17 protein-coding genes and 2 other annotated features are annotated in these 20,302 nt (G+C 44.9%); of the genes, 4 read left to right on the top strand and 13 right to left on the bottom strand.

The features are described 5' to 3' along the window. Positions 1-82: 82 nt before the first annotated feature. The 12 genes from argH to PU629_RS01500 all read right to left on the bottom strand — a co-directional run bounded on the left by argH (position 83) and on the right by PU629_RS01500 (position 16,579). Entirely contained in the window at positions 83-1,480 is a 1,398-nt protein-coding gene (gene argH, locus PU629_RS01555) for an argininosuccinate lyase (RefSeq protein ID WP_275282508.1), read from the bottom strand. Continuing rightward, positions 1,440-2,699 carry an argininosuccinate synthase gene (locus tag PU629_RS01550; protein ID WP_275282507.1) on the bottom strand — a complete coding sequence of 420 codons (1,260 nt, stop codon included), beginning with the start codon at positions 2,697-2,699 and terminating at the stop codon, positions 1,440-1,442. The genes argH and PU629_RS01550 overlap by 41 nt, the downstream gene beginning before the upstream one ends. Positions 2,700-2,764: 65 nt before the next feature. Next, positions 2,765-3,742 carry an ornithine carbamoyltransferase gene (argF, locus tag PU629_RS01545; RefSeq protein WP_275282506.1) on the bottom strand — a complete coding sequence of 326 codons (978 nt, stop codon included), beginning with the start codon at positions 3,740-3,742 and terminating at the stop codon, positions 2,765-2,767. Continuing rightward, entirely contained in the window at positions 3,735-6,971 is a 3,237-nt protein-coding gene (carB, locus tag PU629_RS01540) for a carbamoyl-phosphate synthase (glutamine-hydrolyzing) large subunit (protein ID WP_275282505.1), read from the bottom strand. The genes argF and carB overlap by 8 nt, the downstream gene beginning before the upstream one ends. After that, positions 6,955-8,037 carry a carbamoyl phosphate synthase small subunit gene (locus PU629_RS01535; protein ID WP_275282504.1) on the bottom strand — a complete coding sequence of 361 codons (1,083 nt, stop codon included), beginning with the start codon at positions 8,035-8,037 and terminating at the stop codon, positions 6,955-6,957. The genes carB and PU629_RS01535 overlap by 17 nt, the downstream gene beginning before the upstream one ends. 293 nt (positions 8,038-8,330) lie before the next feature. Further along, positions 8,331-9,515, bottom strand: coding sequence for an acetylornithine transaminase (locus tag PU629_RS01530; RefSeq protein WP_275282503.1), 1,185 nt, complete (start codon positions 9,513-9,515; stop codon positions 8,331-8,333). A 15-nt stretch (positions 9,516-9,530) separates the two neighbouring features. Continuing rightward, a complete protein-coding gene (gene argB, locus PU629_RS01525) occupies positions 9,531-10,343 on the bottom strand; it encodes an acetylglutamate kinase (protein WP_275282501.1) in 813 nt (270 codons plus the stop codon). A gap of 13 nt (positions 10,344-10,356) precedes the next feature. After that, entirely contained in the window at positions 10,357-11,604 is a 1,248-nt protein-coding gene (gene argJ / locus PU629_RS01520; RefSeq protein WP_275282500.1) for a bifunctional ornithine acetyltransferase/N-acetylglutamate synthase, read from the bottom strand. Positions 11,605-11,664: 60 nt separating this feature from the next. Continuing rightward, on the bottom strand, positions 11,665-12,711 hold the full coding sequence (gene argC / locus PU629_RS01515) for an N-acetyl-gamma-glutamyl-phosphate reductase (protein ID WP_275282499.1): 1,047 nt from the start codon (positions 12,709-12,711) through the stop codon (positions 11,665-11,667). Between the two features lie 155 nt (positions 12,712-12,866). After that, positions 12,867-13,097 (bottom strand) — a binding site (T-box leader). Positions 13,098-13,178: 81 nt separating this feature from the next. Then, positions 13,179-13,398, bottom strand: a binding site (T-box leader). 71 nt (positions 13,399-13,469) lie between these two features. After that, positions 13,470-14,234 (bottom strand): urease accessory protein UreH domain-containing protein, encoded by a 765-nt coding sequence (locus tag PU629_RS01510; protein WP_275282498.1) that lies wholly within the window; start codon positions 14,232-14,234, stop codon positions 13,470-13,472. 518 nt (positions 14,235-14,752) lie between these two features. Next, entirely contained in the window at positions 14,753-15,274 is a 522-nt protein-coding gene (locus PU629_RS01505; protein ID WP_275282497.1) for a YwgA family protein, read from the bottom strand. 12 nt (positions 15,275-15,286) lie between these two features. Next, a complete protein-coding gene (locus tag PU629_RS01500) occupies positions 15,287-16,579 on the bottom strand; it encodes an HD domain-containing protein (RefSeq protein WP_275282496.1) in 1,293 nt (430 codons plus the stop codon). Positions 16,580-16,810: 231 nt separating this feature from the next. Here PU629_RS01500 and lipL point away from each other — a divergent pair, with 231 nt between their 5' ends. The 4 genes from lipL to gerQ all read left to right on the top strand — a co-directional run bounded on the left by lipL (position 16,811) and on the right by gerQ (position 19,690). After that, positions 16,811-17,638 (top strand): octanoyl-[GcvH]:protein N-octanoyltransferase, encoded by an 828-nt coding sequence (gene lipL / locus PU629_RS01495; RefSeq protein ID WP_275282495.1) that lies wholly within the window; start codon positions 16,811-16,813, stop codon positions 17,636-17,638. Positions 17,639-17,751: 113 nt separating this feature from the next. Continuing rightward, entirely contained in the window at positions 17,752-18,501 is a 750-nt protein-coding gene (gene hemQ, locus PU629_RS01490) for a hydrogen peroxide-dependent heme synthase (protein ID WP_275282494.1), read from the top strand. A 177-nt stretch (positions 18,502-18,678) separates the two neighbouring features. Next, positions 18,679-19,107, top strand: coding sequence for a cell wall hydrolase (locus tag PU629_RS01485; protein ID WP_275282493.1), 429 nt, complete (start codon positions 18,679-18,681; stop codon positions 19,105-19,107). Between the two features lie 70 nt (positions 19,108-19,177). After that, a complete protein-coding gene (gene gerQ, locus PU629_RS01480; RefSeq protein WP_275282492.1) occupies positions 19,178-19,690 on the top strand; it encodes a spore coat protein GerQ in 513 nt (170 codons plus the stop codon). A gap of 80 nt (positions 19,691-19,770) precedes the next feature. Here gerQ and PU629_RS01475 read toward each other — a convergent pair whose 3' ends face one another. After that, positions 19,771-20,145: a DUF423 domain-containing protein gene (locus tag PU629_RS01475; RefSeq protein WP_275282491.1), complete on the bottom strand. Its 375-nt coding sequence runs from the start codon at positions 20,143-20,145 to the stop codon at positions 19,771-19,773. Positions 20,146-20,302 lie beyond the last annotated feature (157 nt).

Raw genomic sequence — 20,302 nt, 5'->3', positions numbered from 1 at the left:
AGAGCGGGCCTTCGCGCCTAGTTAGAGGGGAATCTGTCGACCGGTGTCCCCAAAAAGAAAAACAATGACCCCCTAAAAGGAATCATTGCTTGGAATGAAACGCAAGAACCGTCCCTGCGTTTCTTGCTAGTTGGAGTTGTTTTTTGACTTGGTCAAAGCCGGTTCCGCCTTCGCTGTTTCGGGCTGCGACGACGTTTTCTGGTTTGAGCACGGTATAGACGGCATCGTCGAAGAGCTCGCTGAATGACTGGAATTCGTTCAGGTCGAGATCTAATAGAAATTTGCCGTGCTTGATGCCGTAATGAACGAGCTGGCCGATGACTTCATGGGCTTCACGGAATGGCATGCCTTTGTTGACTAAGTAATCAGCCAAGTCAGTTGCATTGGAGTAGTCCTTTGTCACGGCTTCCTGCATCGCTTTTGTGTTCACAGTCATCGTTTCTAGCATAGGAGCGAGAAGCATAAGGGCTCCTTCGAGCGTTTCAACACTGTCGAACATGCCTTCCTTATCCTCTTGCAGGTCTTTGTTATAAGCAAGCGGCAACCCTTTCAATACTGTAAGGAGGCCGATAAGGTTGCCAAACACCCGACCGGTTTTACCACGAATGAGCTCTGGAACATCTGGATTTTTCTTTTGCGGCATCATGCTTGAGCCGGTACAGAAGGAATCATCGAGTTCAACGAATTGAAACTCTTGGCTGCTCCAAAGGATAAGCTCTTCTGAGAGACGTGAGAGATGCACCATCATAATCGAAGCAATCGATAAAAATTCGGCTATAAAATCACGGTCGCTGACAGCATCCAAGCTATTTGGATAGACCCCATCGAAGTCTAGCAATTCAGCTACCCGCTGCCGATTAATCGGAAAGGTTGTCCCAGCAAGGGCACCCGCCCCTAAAGGCAACAGATTGATTCGCTTAAGGCTGTCCTGCAGGCGACCCTTGTCCCGCTCAAGCATCCAAAAATACGCAAGAAGATGATGCGCAAATGAAATAGGCTGAGCCCGCTGAAGATGCGTATAGCCTGGTAAAATGGTATCTACATTCGCTTCAGCCTGTGTGAGGAGGGCCTCTTGCGCCGCTTCAACAAGTTCAATAAGTCCTTCCGTTTTGCGACGCATATACAGGTGCATGTCGGTTGCCACCTGATCATTGCGGCTCCTCCCCGTATGAAGCTTTCCGGCAACCGGTCCAATTTCGTCTGTCAGCATTTTTTCGATATTCATATGGATATCTTCATGGGCGACGAGGTAGTTGACCTCGCCTTGCGCTATTTTCTTTTGGATAACCTTTAAACCTTCAGCAATTTTCTCGGCGTCTTCTGCTGGGATAATTCCGCATTCGCCAAGCATTTGGACATGGGCGAGACTCCCCTCGATATCCTCATCGGCTAATTTTTGGTCAAAAGTAATGGAAGCTGTCAGTTCTTCGACAAGCTTATTAGTTTCCTTCTGGAACCGTCCGCTCCACAGCTTGCTCATTAGACTGACCCTCCTGCTTTTCTTCGGATTTGTGTACTTCTGAATAAACTTTTGTTGGAAGTCCCCATAGTTTGATGAAGCCTACTGCCGCATTATGATCGAAAGCGTCCCCTTTTGTATAGGTGGCGAGCTCTTCATTGTATAGACTATAATCGGACGTCCGTCCCACTACAACGTGAGTTCCTTTATGAAGCTTCACACGTACTTTCCCTGTTACATATTTTTGAGTTTCATCCACGAACGCATCCAGAGCGGATTTAAGCGGTGAATACCAGAGTCCTTCATAGATAATCTGAGCCATTTTTTGATCAATTTGAGCTTTAAATTGAGATACCTCACGAGGGAGAGTCAAAAACTCTAATTCTTTATGGGCATTAATTAAAATAAGGGCTGCTGGGTTTTCATAGACTTCACGTGATTTGATGCCCACTAAACGATTCTCGATGTGATCAATCCGGCCAACGCCATGAAGGCCGCCTAGCTCATTTAACTTTTCAATTAAAGGAACAAGCTCCATCTTTTCACCGTTTAAGGCAACCGGCTCACCTTGAACAAAATCAATTTCAACATATTCTGCATCATCCGGGGTTAAATGAATCGGATTTGTCCAGTCATAGGCTGCCTCAGGGGCTTCATTCCATGGGTTTTCTAAGACGCCGGCTTCACAAGCGCGTCCCCAGATGTTTGCATCAATCGAGAACGGATTGTCGAGATTGATTGGAATTGGAATTCCATTTTTTTCGGCATAGGCGATTTCTTCATCACGTGTCATGCCCCATTCCCGAACAGGTGCCACAACCTTTAAATCAGGATTAAGTGCTTGGATCGAGACTTCAAAGCGAACTTGGTCATTCCCTTTCCCGGTACAGCCGTGAGCAACTGCAACCGCACCTTCTTGCTCAGCTACTTCCACCAGAAGCTTCGAGATAAGCGGACGGGAAAGCGCTGAGGAAAGCGGGTATTTGCCTTCGTACATCGCATTTGCTTTGAGAGCAGGTAAAATATAACCTTTGGCAAGAAGCTCTTTAGCATCAATCATGATCGCTTTGATCGCCCCAACGTTTAACGCTTTTTGCTTGATTGCCTCTAAGTCCTTTCCTTCACCGACATCAAGGCCCAGTGCAATGACATCATAGCCGTATTTTTCTTGGATCCATTTAACGGATACAGAGGTGTCTAGCCCTCCGGAATAAGCAAGTACAATTTTTTCTTTTGCCATTTTTTTATAACACTCCTCTTAATGGTTTTATTTAAATTTTTAGTCTTATTTTATACTCTAAGTGATTAACTTCCCAATAAGTTTTTCAAAATGGCTTTTTGTGCATGCAGACGATTTTCTGCTTCGTCGAAGACAACCGAATGCGGTCCATCAATGATATCGGCTGTCACTTCTTCACCGCGATGCGCCGGCAGACAGTGCAGGAAGATATAGTCTGGATCGGCTTGCCCGCAAAGCTCGGCATTCACTTGGTAAGGCTTGAAGATTTGATGACGTGCTTCTTTTTCTTCTTCTTGGCCCATGCTGGTCCAGACATCTGTGACGATCACATCTGCCCCTTTGACTGCTTCCTCCGGTGAGACGGTAACGGTCACGCTGCTCCCAGTGACTTCAGCCTGTTGAATGGCCCAACCCAGAATCTCAGCATTCGGCTCAAACCCTTCTGGACTTGCGACGGAAACATCCATCCCGACGAGTACCGCTCCTTCGATTAAGGAATGGCATACGTTATTATTACCGTCCCCGACATAACACAGTTTAAGCCCTTTGAACTGCCCTTTATGTTCGTAAATCGTTAATAGGTCCGCTAAAGTTTGGGCTGGATGGTGAAGATCGGTTAACCCATTGATGACAGGCACATCCGCATGCTCTGCCAGTTCTAGAATTTTCTCATGTTCAAAAGTTCGAATCATGATGCCATCCACATAACGTGACAGGACTTTGGCTGTATCAGAAATGGTTTCGCCTCGCCCAAGCTGGATATCATTTTTGCTCAAAAAAATCGCATCCCCGCCGAGCTGCTTCATCCCAACTTGAAAAGACACTCTTGTACGGGTTGAAGATTTTTCAAAAACCATCCCAAGAATTTTGCCGCTTAGATAAGGATGCGGGATCCCCTCTTTTTGCAGACGCTTCATTTCATAGGCTTGCTCAAGCAATGCGGTCAAAGTCTCACTTGAATAATCAGATACCTTTATAAAATCAGTTCCCTTTAAAGTTAAAGGATTCTGCTTCATTTTCATAACGTTTAATGCATTAGACATAAATGCCACTTCCCTTCATAGAATCCTGGCGATAAGCTGTTAGTGTTTTGACTTGGTCATTCGTCGTGCTGTTAGCATAGGTTAAGGCTGCCCTAACCGTATCGAGACTGGTCATTAAAGGGACCTTATGTCTAATGGCTTCGGCTCTGATTTGAAATCCGAACGTCGACCGATTCCGTCCATTTGTCGGACTATTGATAAGGGCCGCTGCCTCTCCGGATTGAAGGACCTCAGCCACTTCCTCAACACTTAAGACCTTTTTCTTGATCGGAAGTCCTTTTTGCTCATAAAACTCAGCCGTTTTTGCCGTAGCCGTCATGTCAAATCCACGTTCAATCAGCTCTTTTATAAGACCATAGCTTTCTTCAAGCTCTCGCGAATTAATCGAACAAATAATGGTCTTCTTAGTTGTCGATTGACTGAAAGGATTCGCTTCTCCTAAAAACACGGCTTTTGTCAGCGCCTCTCCGACTGAATAACCGAGACCGAGGCTTTCACCTGTCGATTTCATCTCAGGTCCGAGCACCGGATCCACCCCATTAAGCTTGGATGAGGAGAACACAGGAGCTTTGACAGAATAGTAGGCAGGCGGCGTGAGTAAGCCTTGCACCTTAGTAAAGGATTTGACGGACTGACCGAGCTGGACCCGAACAGCGGCTTCGACCATAGGAAAACCGGTCACCTTACTAATTATTGGAATCGTTCGGGATGCTCGCGGATTAACCTCCAGAACATATAATGTTTCATTGGCATACACAAATTGAATATTCATTAGACCTTTAATCGAACAAGCTTTGCAAATCTTTTCCGTATAAGTAACCGCTAGCTGCTGTACCGATTCCGGCAAGTTGACAGGTGGGAAGATCGCTGTGCTGTCACCGGAGTGAACCCCTGCCCGCTCCACATGTTCAAAAATACCAGGAATAACAATGTCACTGCCATCACTGACGGCATCGACTTCAAATTCCATACCAGGAAGGTAGCTGTCAACAAGCAGCGGCCACATGCGGTCATCCTGAAAATGAAACGTTAAGGCCCTGTCAAGCTCTGCTTCATCATAAAAGATGAACATCGACTGACCGCCAATGACGTAAGAAGGTCGACTAAGGATCGGAAACCCGAGGCGGCCCGCCGCTTCTTTTAATTCGGCTGGACTCTCGACAATCTCTCCTTGAATGTGAGGAATGTTTAATTCCTTTAACACCTTATAAAATCGCTCCCGGTCCTCTAATGCGTCGATCATGTCAGCTGTGGTTCCGAGAATCGGAACACCTTCTGCCTCAAGTTTTTCTGCGAGATTAACCGCCGTTTGGCCGCCAAACTGGAGCAAAACACCTTGTACGTTTTCCTTTTCAATCACGTGCAGTAAATCCTCTAACGTTAACGGATCAAAGTAGAGGCGGTCCGCTGTGGCATAATCCGTGCTGACCGTTTCTGGATTGTTATTGACGACGACGGCCTCAAACCCAAGTTTCTTCACGGCAAATGTTGCATGAACTGAACAATAATCAAATTCAACACCCTGTCCGATGCGAATCGGTCCAGAGCCTACGACTAATATTTTGGGCCGATTACTGACGAGCGCTTCATCTTCCCCATGCCAGGTGGAGTAATAGTAAGGGGTCTCCGCTACAAACTCGCCTGCACACGTATCGACTAGTTTATAGACCGGAAGAATGCCCCAGCCTTTACGCTTTTCACTAACCTCTTTTTCGGTAACAGATAAGAGCTGTGCCAATCTGGCATCGCTAATGTTCATCCGCTTGGCTGATTTGAGCTGATCCACTGTTAAGCGAGCAAATTCAGTGTTGCTGAGCTCTTTCTCAGTGGTGAGGATATTCTGTACACCATATAAAAACCATGGATCCATTTGTGTAAGCGCATGGATGGTTTCAATGGATTCCCCGCGTTTTAATAGCTCAGCAATGGCAAACAGGCGAAGATCCGTTGCATTTGTGAGATTAAGTTTCAACTCATCCGCCGAGGCACTCATAAAACCCTTCCATTCAAGACTGTTCAGCCCTAATTCTAAGGAACGAAGACCTTTATTAAGAGCCCCTTCAAAGGTCCGGTCAATCGCCATCACCTCACCCGTTGCCTTCATCTGTGTGCCCAGCTTCCGATCTGCTTCGGTAAACTTATCAAACGGAAAACGCGGAAGTTTCACGACGATGTAATCAAGAGCGGGTTCAAATGATGCATAAGTATTCCCCGTAATAGGATTTAAGAGTTCATCCAGATGAAACCCAATCGCACATTTGGCCGCCATTCTCGCAATCGGGTAGCCGGTTGCCTTTGATGCTAAAGCGGAAGAACGGCTCACACGAGGATTCACCTCGATGATGACATAATCTTCTGAAACGGGATCGAGTGCGAACTGAATATTACAGCCGCCGACAATGCCGAGCGCCCGGATAATTTTTAACGATGAAGCGCGGAGCATTTGGTATTGATTGTCGGTCAGCGTTTGAGAAGGAGCCACAACGATGGAATCGCCAGTGTGTACACCAACCGGATCCATGTTTTCCATGTTGCAGACGATGATGCATGTATCATTGGCATCACGCATGACCTCGTACTCAATCTCTTTCCATCCTTTAATACTCTTTTCAATCAACACTTGATGAATGGGACTTGCGGAAAGACCGCTTGTTAAAACTCGCTTAAGCTCTTCTTCGTTATTGGCAAAACCGCCGCCTGCTCCTCCGAGCGTATAAGCGGGACGGATGATAACCGGATAACCAATCTGTTCGACAAAGGCTTTCCCTTCTTCAAAAGAATGAATAATTTCTGATTCGCAAATCGGCTCTTCAATATCGAGCATTAATTGGCGAAACATTTCCCGATCCTCACCTTTTTGGATGGAGATTAAGGAAGTGCCGAGCAGCTCGACATTATATTTTTCAAGAATGCCCTGTTCAGACAGTGCTACGGTGAGGTTTAATCCGGTTTGACCGCCAAGTGTTCCAATTAATCCTTGAGGCTTTTCCTTCTGAATGATTTTTTCGATCGATTCAGGGGTCAGCGGTTCAATATAGACGTGATCAGCGATTTGTTCATCGGTCATGATTGTAGCGGGATTATTATTAACGAGGACGACCTCGATATTTTCTTCTTTTAATGCCAGACAGGCTTGCGTGCCGGCATAATCAAATTCAGCGGCCTGCCCAATGACAATGGGGCCTGAACCTATGACTAATACTTTTTTCAGATCAGTACGTAATGGCATAGCTAGACTCTCCTGCATGTTTAATCTTGTGTATAAAACGATCAAAAATGTGTTCCGTGTCAGTTGGACCAGGGTGAGCTTCAGGGTGGAACTGCACCGTTTCGATTGGCAAGTGCTTCGCTTTTAACCCTTCCACTGACTTGTCATTGACGTTGCGATAGCTGACCTCAAATTTTGTTGTATCAATGCTTGCTTCTTTGACAACAAAGCTGTGATTTTGGGACGTCATCCACACCTTCCCTGTTTCTAACTCTTTAACAGGGTGATTGCCGCCGCGATGGCCGAACAGTAATTTTTCTGTTTCAGCACCATGGGCGAGTGCAATCAGCTGGTGGCCCAAACAAATACCGAGCGTCGGATACGTCTCTGAAATTTTCTTAATTTCGTTAAAATAAGGCTTTAAAGCCATCGGATTGCCCGGTCCATTGCTCAGGACAACACCTGTTGGTTTTAATGACTTAAGTTCATTAAACGTTATATGATAAGGCACAACCGTCACTTCACAGCCTGCATGAAGCAAGGCCGTTAAGATTGATTTCTTGCTTCCATAATTGATTAAGACAACATGTGGGCCACTGCCTTTGTAGTGCTCGACTTTTTCAGAAGACACCTTTTTGATTAAATCAAGTCCTTGCAGTTTCGGCGTAAATGAAACGTCATCCGGGTTAAGCGTCAGAACGCCTCTCATTGTTCCGGCGTGACGGATTTTCTTAACCACTGCCCGAGTATCGACATCCGCCAAAACTGGGATGCCTGAATCATTCATGTGTTTTAAAAAGGTTTTGGTTGATAAATAATGACTCGGCTGTGTGGCCAGGTGACTCAGAACAACGCCGGATAAGTGCAAGGCCGGTCCCTCATCATCCTGCTTATTTACGCCGTAATTTCCAATGAGCGGGTAGCAGAAAGTGAGAATTTGTCCGGCATAGGAAGGATCCGTAAGCATTTCCTGATAGCCTGTCATCCCTGTATTAAATACTACTTCACCCGTTGTATGAGTGTGCTGGCCTACATGAGTGCCTTCAAAGAGGTCTCCTGATTCCAAGACTAAATAACCCTTTTTCACTTCTGCCTGCCTCCATTTTTGTTTGACTTTGGGAGGACGTCCTCCCATTACCGTGAGCGGGCATTGTAACGGACACTCAGTCCGTTACAGCCCCTTTTTCCGGTGTTTCTAATTTCTAACGGACATCCAGTCCGTTAACACTTTTTCGTTCATGTTGCCTTCCTTTTCCCCTTGTAACGGAGTCAGTGTCCGTTACACCGAAGAGCCCTAGCATTTTCTCCTTGTAACGGAGTCAATGTCCGTTACAGGGAGTCAAGGGAGGCGCGGAGATGAATACCGTAAGTCCTCTATTTCTAGCCTTCGTTCAAGATCTCTTCCATAATACTTAAAAAGGTTTGGACATCTTCTGCTGTAGCGGTAAGCGGCGGTAAGATTCGTAAGACGTTGGCCCCTGCTACAAGCACAAGCAACTTTTTATCTCTTGCCTTATTGACGATGTCTATTGCTGGACATGCCGTTTGGACACCTACCAATAAGCCCCTTCCTCGGACATCCAGGAATTGATCGGGGTATTTATCTTTAAGTTCGTTTAACCCTGCAAATAAAAGTTCAGAAATTATTTGGCTATGTGCCAGAACATCCGTTTCCGTCATTTCCTTTAAGACAGTCACTCCGGATGTCGTTGCCATCGGGTTACCGCCAAAAGTGCTGCCGTGGCTTCCTGGACCAAAGGCTTGAGCCACTTCTGCTTTGGCCAAAACGGCCCCGATTGGAATCCCATTACCAAGCCCTTTGGCTAAAGTCATCACATCGGGTTCAATTCCGTATTGCTCATAAGCAAAAAGCGTTCCTGTCCGCCCGACTCCTGTTTGAATTTCATCGACCATAAAGAGGAGCCCTTCGTCTTCACAAGTTTGCTTTAGCGCTTGAATCCAATCCGCATCCGCTGGAATAACGCCGCCCTCACCTTGAACGAGCTCTAAAAGAACGGCGCAAGTTTTATCACCTTTAAGATCTTTTAGTGCATCCACATCATTGTATGGCAGGTAGCGGAATCCATTTAGGAGCGGATAAAAGCCATCCTGTATTTTAGGTTGACCTGTAGCAGATAGCGTTCCAAGCGTCCGCCCATGAAAGGATTGCGTGAAAGTGACCACTTCATAAGCGTCTGTCTTCTTCACTTTTTGTGCATAGCGTCGTGCAAGCTTGATGGCCCCTTCATTTGCTTCAGCACCGCTGTTACAAAAAAACACTTGATCAAAGCAGCTTACATCAGTGAGTTTCTTCGCCAAGGCTTCTTGGCTCGGAATATGGTAAAGATTCGAAATATGCCAAAGGTTATTCAACTGTTCCTGCAAGGCATTTTTGACTGTCTCAGGAACGTGACCGAGATTACAGGTCGCAATGCCGGATGTAAAATCGAGGTATTGTTCGCCTTTGTCATCCCAAACATGACTGCCCTTTCCTTTTACAAGAGTGAGTGGGAAGCGATTATAGGTCGCCATTAATGGATTAATCGTTGTCGTTTCACTGCTCATCTTTACAGCCTCCTTTTACTTCCGTACCGTCTTTTTAGTTGAAGCTTTTACGAATCGTGTTCCGACTGGTTTGCCTTCTGTAAACTCTCGCAAGCTTTGTTCCTTTAATCCGTTTAGAATGACCACTTCTTGAGCTCCGGCAAAGAGACTGTCGAGAGCTGATTGTACTTTTGGGATCATGCCGCCGTAAATGATGCCTTGAACAATAAGATCGCTTGCCTCCTCTTGAGTCAATTCAGGAATAACACTTCTTTCGCCCTTTTCTTCGGCAAGCACCCCGTCAATATTACTGACGAAGCAGAGGGATCCATTCAGTGCCTTGGCGACAGCCGCCGCCGCGAGATCGCCGTTTATGTTATACCGTTGGCCGTTCTCCCCTAAAGCAAGCGGTGCGACAACAGGTACATAGCCGAGCGAGACGACTTCCTGAATTACACTTGGTTCCACCTTTGTCACCTCGCCTACATAGCCAAGGCTGCCCGTTTTATCCATCGGTTCGGCATAAAGAAGTGAGCCGTCCATTCCACTGATCCCGAGCGCTTTAGCCCCGGCGTTCGCAAGATTTCGAACAATTTGTTTGTTAACCGACCCGCATAAAACCATTTCAACAATATCTAAGACTGCTTCACTGGTAACGCGCAAGCCGCTGTTAAATTCAATGGGAACGTCAAGTTGTGTTAAAAGATGAGATATATGCGGGCCTCCGCCGTGAACTAGAACCGGCTGCCACTCATCTCCTTCACTCAACTCTTTAATCGTTTGATAAAAGGAATCCGGCAACTGGTCAAGAATACTCCCGCCACTCTTGATGACTAGGTATTTTTTCACCGTTTCCCCCTCCTTAAGTCCGATACATCGCGTTGATTTTGACGTAGTCATACGTTAAATCACAGCCCCACGCTGTTGCAGTATGCTGCCCTTGATTCAAATTCACAAAGATCTGTACATGTTCATTTTCTAAGTAGGCTTTTGCTATATCTTCATCAAACGGAAGCGGAACCCCGTCTTTTACAACCTCCACTGGACCTATTGCCACATGAATGTTAGTTGGATCAATCGGTTTGCCGCTGTAGCCGACCGCACAAATGATACGTCCCCAGTTAGCATCCGTCCCATAAATGGCTGTTTTGACTAAGCTTGAGCCAACGATTGTTTTGGCAATCACTTTAGCGGCCTCAACTTCTAGAGCTCCAGTAACCTGGACTTCAATCAGTTTTGTCGCGCCTTCACCATCTCGTGCGATTTTCTTAGCTAAGGCCTCACTCACGAATGCTAAGCCGTTCTTAAACGTCTCCCACTCTGGATGTGCCTTTGATAAAGGTTCATTTCCAGCCAGGCCATTCGCCAAAACCAACACCATATCGTTTGTGCTCATATCCCCGTCAACGGTAATCATATTAAACGTTGAATTGGTCACTTCTTTTAATGCGTCGTAAAGATCTTCTTGAACGACATTGGCGTCAGTTGTCACAAAGCCAAGCATAGTTGCCATGTTCGGATGAATCATCCCAGAACCTTTTGCCGCTCCGCCGATCGTCACCGTTTTACCATCAATCTCTAGTTCCACAGCGAGATGCTTCGTTACGGTATCGGTCGTTAAAATCGCTTTTTCAAAAGAAGCCGCGTCATTTTCGAGTATTCCGATGTTCTTAATTCCTTGTTTCAGCTTTTCCATTGGCAGCTGCTGACCAATGACACCCGTTGAAACGACTGAAATATAATGTTCTGGAATACCGAATTGCTTGGCGAAGTCAGTGCGAGATTCATAGGCATTCGAAAGCCCTTCTTGACCGGTGCACGCATTCGCGTTTCCTGAATTAACTAATATAGCTTGAAGCTTATTTTCTTGACTGAGACTTTCTTTCGTCACAAGCAGCGGCGCCGCTTGAAAGACGTTAGTTGTATAAACACCGCATGCTGCAGCTGGCACATCCGAATACAGCCAGCCAAGATCTAAGCGGGTTTTGCGGAGTCCGCAATGAAGACCGCTTGCTCGAAAGCCTTTTGGCGAAGTCACTCCGCCTTCATCTAAAACGGTCAAACTAGTTTGTTTATCTTTATCAAGCGTTAAACTCTTTGCCTCTGTCATAAGTTAAACCCTCCCCGGGGTGGTAAAATAGTTTGTTAGTTTCTATGTTGTCAATCGTCGTTATGGGTACACAGGAACAAAGTTAAGACCCGTCGTTTCCTCAAAGCCAAGCATGAGGTTCATGTTCTGAATAGCCTGGCCTGCAGCGCCTTTGACCATATTGTCAATCACCGAAACAATTGTCACACGGCCCGTTCGCTCATCCACATGAAGGCCTATGTCACAGAAATTCGAACCGTAGACCTCTTTGGTCGCTGGAAAAACACCGGGTTCCCTAACTCTGACGAATGAATCGTTTTGGTAAAATTCCTTGTAGCTTGCGACCATCTCTTCCGTTTTAAGGGGCGCTTTTAAGTTTGCATACATCGTACACATAATGCCGCGCGTCATCGGAATGAGGTGAGTTGAAAACGTAACAGGAATCGCTTCTCCCGTTATCGTTTCAATCATTTGTTCAATTTCTGGAATGTGTTGGTGCCTGCCCACTTTATAGATTTTGAGATTTTCGTTCGTTTCTCCAAAGTGCGAGGCAAGCGATGCTTTTCTCCCTGCCCCAGAAACACCGGACTTCCCATCAATCACAAGGCCTTTTGGCTCAATTTGATTCATCTTAATTGCCGGAAGAATACCTAACAAGGTTGCTGTCGGATAACAGCCAGGGTTAGCGAGCCAACGAGCTTGTTGGACTTGCTCCCGGTTAAATTCAGTGAGTCCATAAACCGATTTTGAAAGCAGTTTAGAATCTGTTCGCTCCTGGTTGTACCACTCGGCATAGCTTTCGGCATTATGCAATCGGAAATCCCCAGAGAGATCGATGCACAGAACGTCTTTTTCGACAAACACTGGCAAAAGATCCTTACTCACTCCAGATGGTGTAGCAAAAAAGAGGAAATCCACTTGCTCTGCTACTTTTTCTACCGCCATTGATTCCAACGTATGTTCCACAATGTTTGTGAGATGCGGATACACCTCTTTTATAGCAAAACCGCTCGTCGAATGTGAAATCAATACCTCAACGCTAACGTGAGGATGGGCGGATAATAACCGAATTAACTCTGCTCCGCTGTACCCATTTGCTCCAACAATCCCAACTCTAATCGTGTTCATTTCCCTCTCCCTCCAAAACCGCACATTTTATTCTCTTAATTAACCGCCTTTTTCCAGTATTCCGTATATTTCTTCTATGACAGCACCATTATCGGTTATTTTTTAACTAAAGAAGTCGTTTCTTGACCCAATAAAAAAACACACTCGTCTCTTTAAAAAGAGACGAATGTGTTGGGTTCATCCGCGGTACCACTCTTATTACCCCATATTATGGGATCCACTCTTACCTTATAACGGGGGCGAACCGTTCCACTCTAAAGCCTTTGACAAGCCTCCGAGTGAACATCTCCAAAGTGCGTTTCGTTGTAAGATCTGTACCGGGCTCACACCGTCCCCGGATCGCTTGCCAAATCGATTACAACTACTCTCTTTGTCATTGATTTTTTATTCATGAGTTTTTTATATGTGAAAGAGACATGTAATAGACCATCCAAAAAATTAAAAAAGCACCCGTCTCTTTTTATTAAAAAAGAGACGAATGCTGTTCATCCGCGGTACCACTCTCATTATTCCGTATGAAACGGAATCCACTCATAAGCCTTTAACGGAGCGACCCGGCCGAGCCCTACTGTTCATTCAGACTGGCATCTCAGAAGTGCGGTTCATTGCGTGATTGACATCAGGCTTCCACCATCCCTGATTCGCTATAGCCTCTTTCGCAACTACTCTCTTCGTCACTGATTGTGTCACGTTTTATTATACTACTTGATTATACATAGCTTTTTTAGAAAGTCAACAGAATGACTAAAAAAGTTTTTTTACATGGAGAGCCAGATATGGATACTGGCTCTAATGGTCACGGCTGCTCCAAGCCCTATTATTAACAGTGCGGAGCCAATTGACAAAAGCTTTATAAACCCTTCATTGATTGCCCTGATTTTGCCGCTCGTCCGGCTCATTATATATCCGAGACTAGCCATAGTGAGGGCACCGCCTAGGGAAAAGGCCGCAACCAACTGAATGCCAACCATCACCTGATGCGAGCTGACAGCAGCGAGGATGATCGCTAAAGCGCTTGGACACGGAATGATCCCTGTCAAAAACCCGACTAAGAAAAATTGGCTTAAGCGAGTCGGCGCCTTCTTTGGATGATAGTGAAAATGATGATGGTGCTCGTGATCATGATCATGATGGTCATGACTTTCTCCTTCAGTGGAATGAGCAGCGCTTATAATCGAACCAGTCTTACCCGACCACGATCCTACGGTTACAATATGCGGCTTTACACTCTGAATCAACCGTAAAACCCCAATGATCAGAATAAAGAAACCTGATAAAGCCTCTATACCATGGACCCATTCAGTGGGAGTGACGTGATGAACCGTTAGAGAGGCGATTCCGGCCAATAGGAAAATAGAAAGAGCATGAGATAAAGCCGTTATTAAACCTAAGAAACAGGCTTGCAGTGCTTTAGCACGTGTCGATAACAAATAAGCGGACATCACACCCTTTCCATGACCTGGCTCCATGGAATGAAGAATGCCCAATCCAACCGCCGCTAAAAGGGTTAAATCATTTGGCATGGCAACACCTTCATTTTAAAAAGTTTGTCCTTTTGACTATATGCAGATAAAACCAAGATATGGACAACTTTCTTTCAAGTTGTCCCAAAATCGCATTCGGACATGCTCTCCTAAGAGCCCTTTGTCAGTCTAATCTTATACGGGGGTGATTGTCAGATGCTTTTTAAAAAAGCTTATAGGAACACAAAGTGGCTGGGACAAAACTAAACGAATAGACTTAAATTCCGAACACTAAATGTTTATAAGGACAGAAACAAATAGGAAGCTCAGTCAAAATACGGAGACTCCTGCTCGAACCGCACATGTCTGAAGATCCCCGCAAGCAAGCGTTTTCCTTGCTGAGGTGGCTTAGGCCGTGCCCGCGAAAAGCAACGTATTTTGACTAGTGTTTCATAAATGGCTTAACTTACAAATGAAAAACCGAACCCATCACGTTAAAAGGTGTGAATAAGTTCGGCTTTTTCTATTCGTCAACTGCTTCTGTCCCGCATTTTGCTTCGTTATTAGTTTGATAACTTTTATGAATAAGTAGTTTTAGAGACTAAGCGTTTTTTGAGATCTCTAATAAAGGCAAATGCCTGATCTATTTCATCCTCGGTATAATTTTGTTTGGCTTTGACCGTTTTGATTTTCTCTCGCTTCTCAGACTCGTCTAGTTGTTCAAAGTATAAGGCCGTTGAGACTAACTCAAGAAACCTGGAAGGCTGTTGATTCAGATGTGTAACCAGCTCGTCCAATCCAGAAAAGGAAAACTTGAAATTTTGCAAAAAGGTCTCACCAGAGGGAGTTAATTCATACCGATATTGGTGATACCCGCCCTGCTTCTCTTTTGTTTCTTTAAGAAAACCGAGATTATCCAACTCCTCTGTTTGCAGGGTCAGCTCTTCTGAATAGGGGCCGAAGAAATGAAAGCCATATTTTTCACGAAATGGATACCCGAGCTTTTTTAAGATAAAGACTATTTTTTGAAGCTTCTTCCTTCCAATGATTTCACCAGCATATTGCAGCACCGTCAGTACTTTGGCGTGCTCATCAAGCATGATTGGTCCCTCCTATTTATTCAGCAACTTTAAAATATCTTGTTTGAGTTGCGGTGGCAGTTCAGCCTTTTCAAGAAAATCAGCTGGGTAATAGAGCTTATGATCGGTTCGTTTCTTGCCGGAGATCGCTTCGACAATATCGGATTCCCGAGAAAGTTCGCGAAGCCTACCGTCCGGCATAAGAAGATGAATCGGCAGCCGTTCTCCTTCCTCCCCAGGACGATAGAAATCGTAAGGGAGATCTGAGGACGAATCCACAATTAAATAGTAATCAGGATCAATCCCCACTTCCTTAAACTTGTCCTTCAACTCAACATACACATTGAAATTTGATGGTGAAAACTCAGCATATTTAAAAAGACGCCTGGTTAAAAAACGATCGCATAGATCAGCCAAAATGGGATCCTTTTCGAATTGCCAGCGCTGAAAGTAATACATAATGACAGACTCATCCAGTTGGAGATAATCCGCTAAAGTCATCTCTCCTCTAAAAAGTGGGATGAGAAGCTGCGGTGTTTCCTGAAATACAAAGCCTTCATGGTCTAACGCTTTAGCCCTGTGAAGGATTCTAGAAAGGATGACTTCTGCACTTCTCGTTACAGGATGGAAATACACCTGCCAATACATTTGATATCGGCTCATAATATAATCCTCAACCGCGTGCATCCCAGATTGCTTAATAACAACCTGGTCTTCTTTCGGACGCATGACCCGCAAGATACGTTCCAGATCAAAATGACCGTAGCTGACACCTGTAAAATAAGCATCCCTTAAAAGATAATCCATACGGTCGGCGTCAATTTGGCTAGAAATGAGGCTGACAACGAGTTTATTCTGATAGGTCTTCCCAATCACATCGGCTACCTTCGCTGGGAAATCAAGACTTACCCTTTTTAGGATCTGGTTGACTTCTGTATCTCCTAAGATGACGGCCCGTGTAAACGCTTCGTGGTCCGTATCAAAAACTTTTTCAAAGGAATGCGAAAATGGCCCATGCCCCACATCGTGAAGCAGCGCAGCTGACAGAGCAAGAAGACGCTCGCTATTATCCCAATGAGGCCGCCCTTGAAAGACATCAGCAATGCGTCTAGTAATCTCGTATACCCCCAAAGAATGACTAAATCTGCTATGTTCGGCACCATGAAAGGTTAAGAAGGTTGTCCCAAGCTGTCTCACCCTTCTCAAGCGTTGGAATTCCTTTGTGCCAATTAAGTCCCATATCAAAGTATCTCTGACGTGTATATAACGATGAACAGGGTCTTTAAACACTTTTTCTTCTTTAAGCTGTTGAAAAGGATCCTTCATCCTTTGTCACATCCTATCTGGCTTAAACGATCTAAGCCTTAATCTAAGCAACGTTTTCAGGGTCCCTGTTTGGCTCCGCTTATGATTAGAACGGTGAGTCAATTTGTCCTAATTATACCTTTTTTGTCGATCCTTGAAAACGACTTATTCTATCCCAAGTTTTATTTAAGAGTGGTATAATAATTAGGATTTTCAAACAATGGAAAATGTAATAGTATAGGAGTTTTTCAAATGTCCATGCTGCATCAGCCAAGATGGCGCATAATTGATCAAACAACACTAGGCCCTTCTTTTGATGCCAAACAATCCTTTGCGATTGATGATTGTTTGTGCCAATCCGTCGGAAAAGGGGATTCCCCATGTGCGGCACGAACGTGGGTGCATCATAATACCGTTGTGCTTGGCATTCAAGATACGCGTTTACCCCATCTCAAAAAAGGCATTGAACACCTTCATTCACAAGGTTATAAAACGGTGGTGCGAAATTCAGGCGGGCTCGCCGTTGTGCTCGATGAAGGCGTACTAAATATATCTTTGATTTTGCCTGAAGGAGAAGGCCATATTTCGATCGATGATGGGTATGAGACAATGACCCGCTTTGTCCAAAATATGCTAAAGTCATATAGCCAAAATATTGAAGCTCGGGAAATTGTTGGCTCCTATTGCCCTGGACGTTATGATTTAAGCGTGAATGGAAAAAAATTCGCTGGCATTTCCCAGCGGCGCCTCCGCCATGGGGTAGCTGTCCAAATTTATCTATGTGCGGAAGGCAGCGGGACCGAACGTGCTGCTCTAATTCGCGACTTTTATAAAGCCAGCCTTGATGGCGATCACACACCTTTTGCTTATCCGATTGTCCGTCCTGAAGTTATGGCCTCTCTGTCAGAGCTTACCGGCTGTCCGATCTCTGTACAAGATCTCATGCTTCACTTTTATAACACGCTTAGCCAATTTGGGGAGCTCGTCCCTTCTCAGTTAACACTTGAAGAAGCGAGTGATTTCCAAGGATTTTATGAGCGAATGGTGGAACGGAATGAAAAAGCATTAGGTAATCTTTAAATGTTTGAATCCCTCATGTGTCACGTTTTTCTTGTTTTTAAATGGGTGTGCTACAATAAAGCTAGACAACTTACTTATTTATTCTAGAACCACTAGAAAAAGGAGTGACGAACATGGCAGAAGCAGCAGAAACATTAGATGGTTGGTATTGCCTCCATGATTTCCGTACGATTGATTGGACCCTTTGGAAAGCTTTATCCAACGAAGAACGTGCAGCAGCCTTAGAAGAATTTTATACCTTTTTAGATAAATGGGACCAGGTCCAGCAGAACAAGGAAGGCAGTTATGCTTTCTATTCCATCATTGGGCAGAAGGCGGACATCATGCTTATGTGGCTTAGACCAACCATGGTCGAGTTGAATGAGCTTGAAACAGCCTTTAATAAAACAAAACTGGCTGAAGTCACCATTCCGGCTTATTCATATGTGTCGGTTGTTGAATTGAGCAATTATCTAGCCAATGGCATTGAAGGCGATCCTTATGAGTCACCGAAATTAAAGCCGCGACTTTTTCCTATCTTGCCAAAAACCGATTATGTCTGCTTTTATCCGATGGACAAGCGTCGTGAAGGAAACGATAACTGGTACATGCTCTCAATGGAAGAACGCCGTGAACTGATGAAATCACATGGATTAATAGGTCGCACTTATGCTGGAAAAGTTAAACAGATTATCACCGGATCGGTTGGCTTTGATGACTGGGAATGGGGCGTTACCCTTTTTGCCAATGATGCCCTTCAATTCAAAAAGCTTGTCTATGAAATGCGATTTGATGAAGTGAGTGCGCGATTTGGTGAATTTGGCGCCTTTTATGTAGGGTCCCTTTTAAACAAAGAACGACTGAAGGATAGGCTTACGGTCTAACCTCTTTAAAACTCGGATGACCCGTTTGTCCATTTCCCATTCGATGAAACTTAATTTAAAATTCATTCAAAGATAGTGCCTCTGGCGCTATCTTTTTTTGTGTAACAGGTTCATATTTATCCTGCTTTTACATACACATGAATTTAGGCAGCATGAGTGACATCAGGAGGTGACACCGTGGCGGTCATTCAGTACAACGAAAGCGATGTCGATTTACTCGCTCGATTAATGCGTGCGGAAGCCGAGGACCAAGGCGATCTTGGTGAACTCTTAGTAGGGAATGTAGGGGTTAATCGCGTTCGGGCAGATTGTCTAGACTTTGAAGATGTCAGGACGATCTCCCAAATGGTCTACCAATCACCTGGCGGCTTCGAAGCAACGCAGCATAGTTACTTTTATCAAAGAGCACGAGAGAACGAAAAGAAATTAGCAAGAAATGTGCTAAAGGGCTTGCGCTACCACCCAGCCGAATATTCCCTTTATTATTACCGTCCTGCCTCAGGGGCCGAGTGCCGCACTCAGTGGTTTGGTCAATATAATGCCGGTCGTTTTAAAGACCACTGTTTCTATGTGACAACCGCCTCCACTTGTCCATCTATTTATTAACCTTTCAAGAGGCTCATTAGTCAATAACCCTTAATTTTAGGGGTGATGATATAAAGGAGTGAACAAACATATGCCTGAAGAATACACTGGTTACCCATCTGGTTATCCATCCGGTTATCCATCCGGCTACTCTAATCAGAATTTGCATCCAAAGTATGGAAACCAAGGCACTGGAACCCCACCTCCAAGTGCGATGCCCTACTACCCTTATCCACAGACGCCAAGTACTGGAGCAGCAGTTCCTCCAAGTACGACTGCTCCAGTGACTCCTGGAGGGACACCTGGTGCCACATCGCCTGCTGCCCCCCAAGGAGGGACGCTTCCGCTGCCTGCACAGGAACAATCGTACATTGAGAACATTCTCCGCCTGAACAAAGACAAAGAAGTGACTGTCTATATGACCTTTGAACATGCTGGCGGCAATGAATCCAAGTCCTTTAAAGGAACCATTGAAGCCGCTGGACGTGACCATCTTATTTTAAAAGAGGTTGCAACAGGTACAAGATATCTGCTTCCTTTAATCTACCTTGATTACGTTGTCTTCCAAGGTGTAGTCAATTACGCTTATCCTTATCGACGTTAGATGACCTGCTACTTATTTATAAAAAAAACGCCTTAGTAAGCTATTCCCTTACTGTGGCGTTTTTTTATGTACAAAAATAATTAAGCTTTAATAATGGCAATGGTTAGAAGCAGCCAACTCGCTAAGAAGCAAAGTCCTCCAAGAGGTGTGATCGCTCCAAGGACAGATACCTTCGTTAAACTAAGGACATAAAGACTTCCAGAGAACAAAACAATCCCTGCAAACATCAGCCACCCTGTCCAGGTCATCAGAACCGGTTGATTTTTGTTTAGCGTCATATATAGGATGCCTACTATAACAAGCCCAAGCGCATGAATCATATGATAGTGGACCCCTGTTTGGTATATATCAAGATACTTTGCAGAGAGCTTATCTTTCAGTCCATGCGCTCCAAATGCTCCTAAAGCGATAGACAGAAACGCATTTAATGTTCCAAGTACCATAAAAACCTTCATTTTTCTCATCCTCCTTAATCAGTCTCTATTTAGTCGTATCATACCATACCCCGTTGTTCTCCTGCATATCTAACCCACTGACCCATTAGAGCTTTCGTTATAGTGGTGTGGCCAGACCCCTGCCGAGAAGTTATTCTTTCAGCAGTGGCCTGTCCCC

This window comes from Pullulanibacillus sp. KACC 23026 (assembly GCF_029094525.1).
Lineage (GTDB): Bacteria > Bacillota > Bacilli > Bacillales > Sporolactobacillaceae > KACC-23026.
This window is presented reverse-complemented; position numbering and strand designations above follow the sequence as displayed.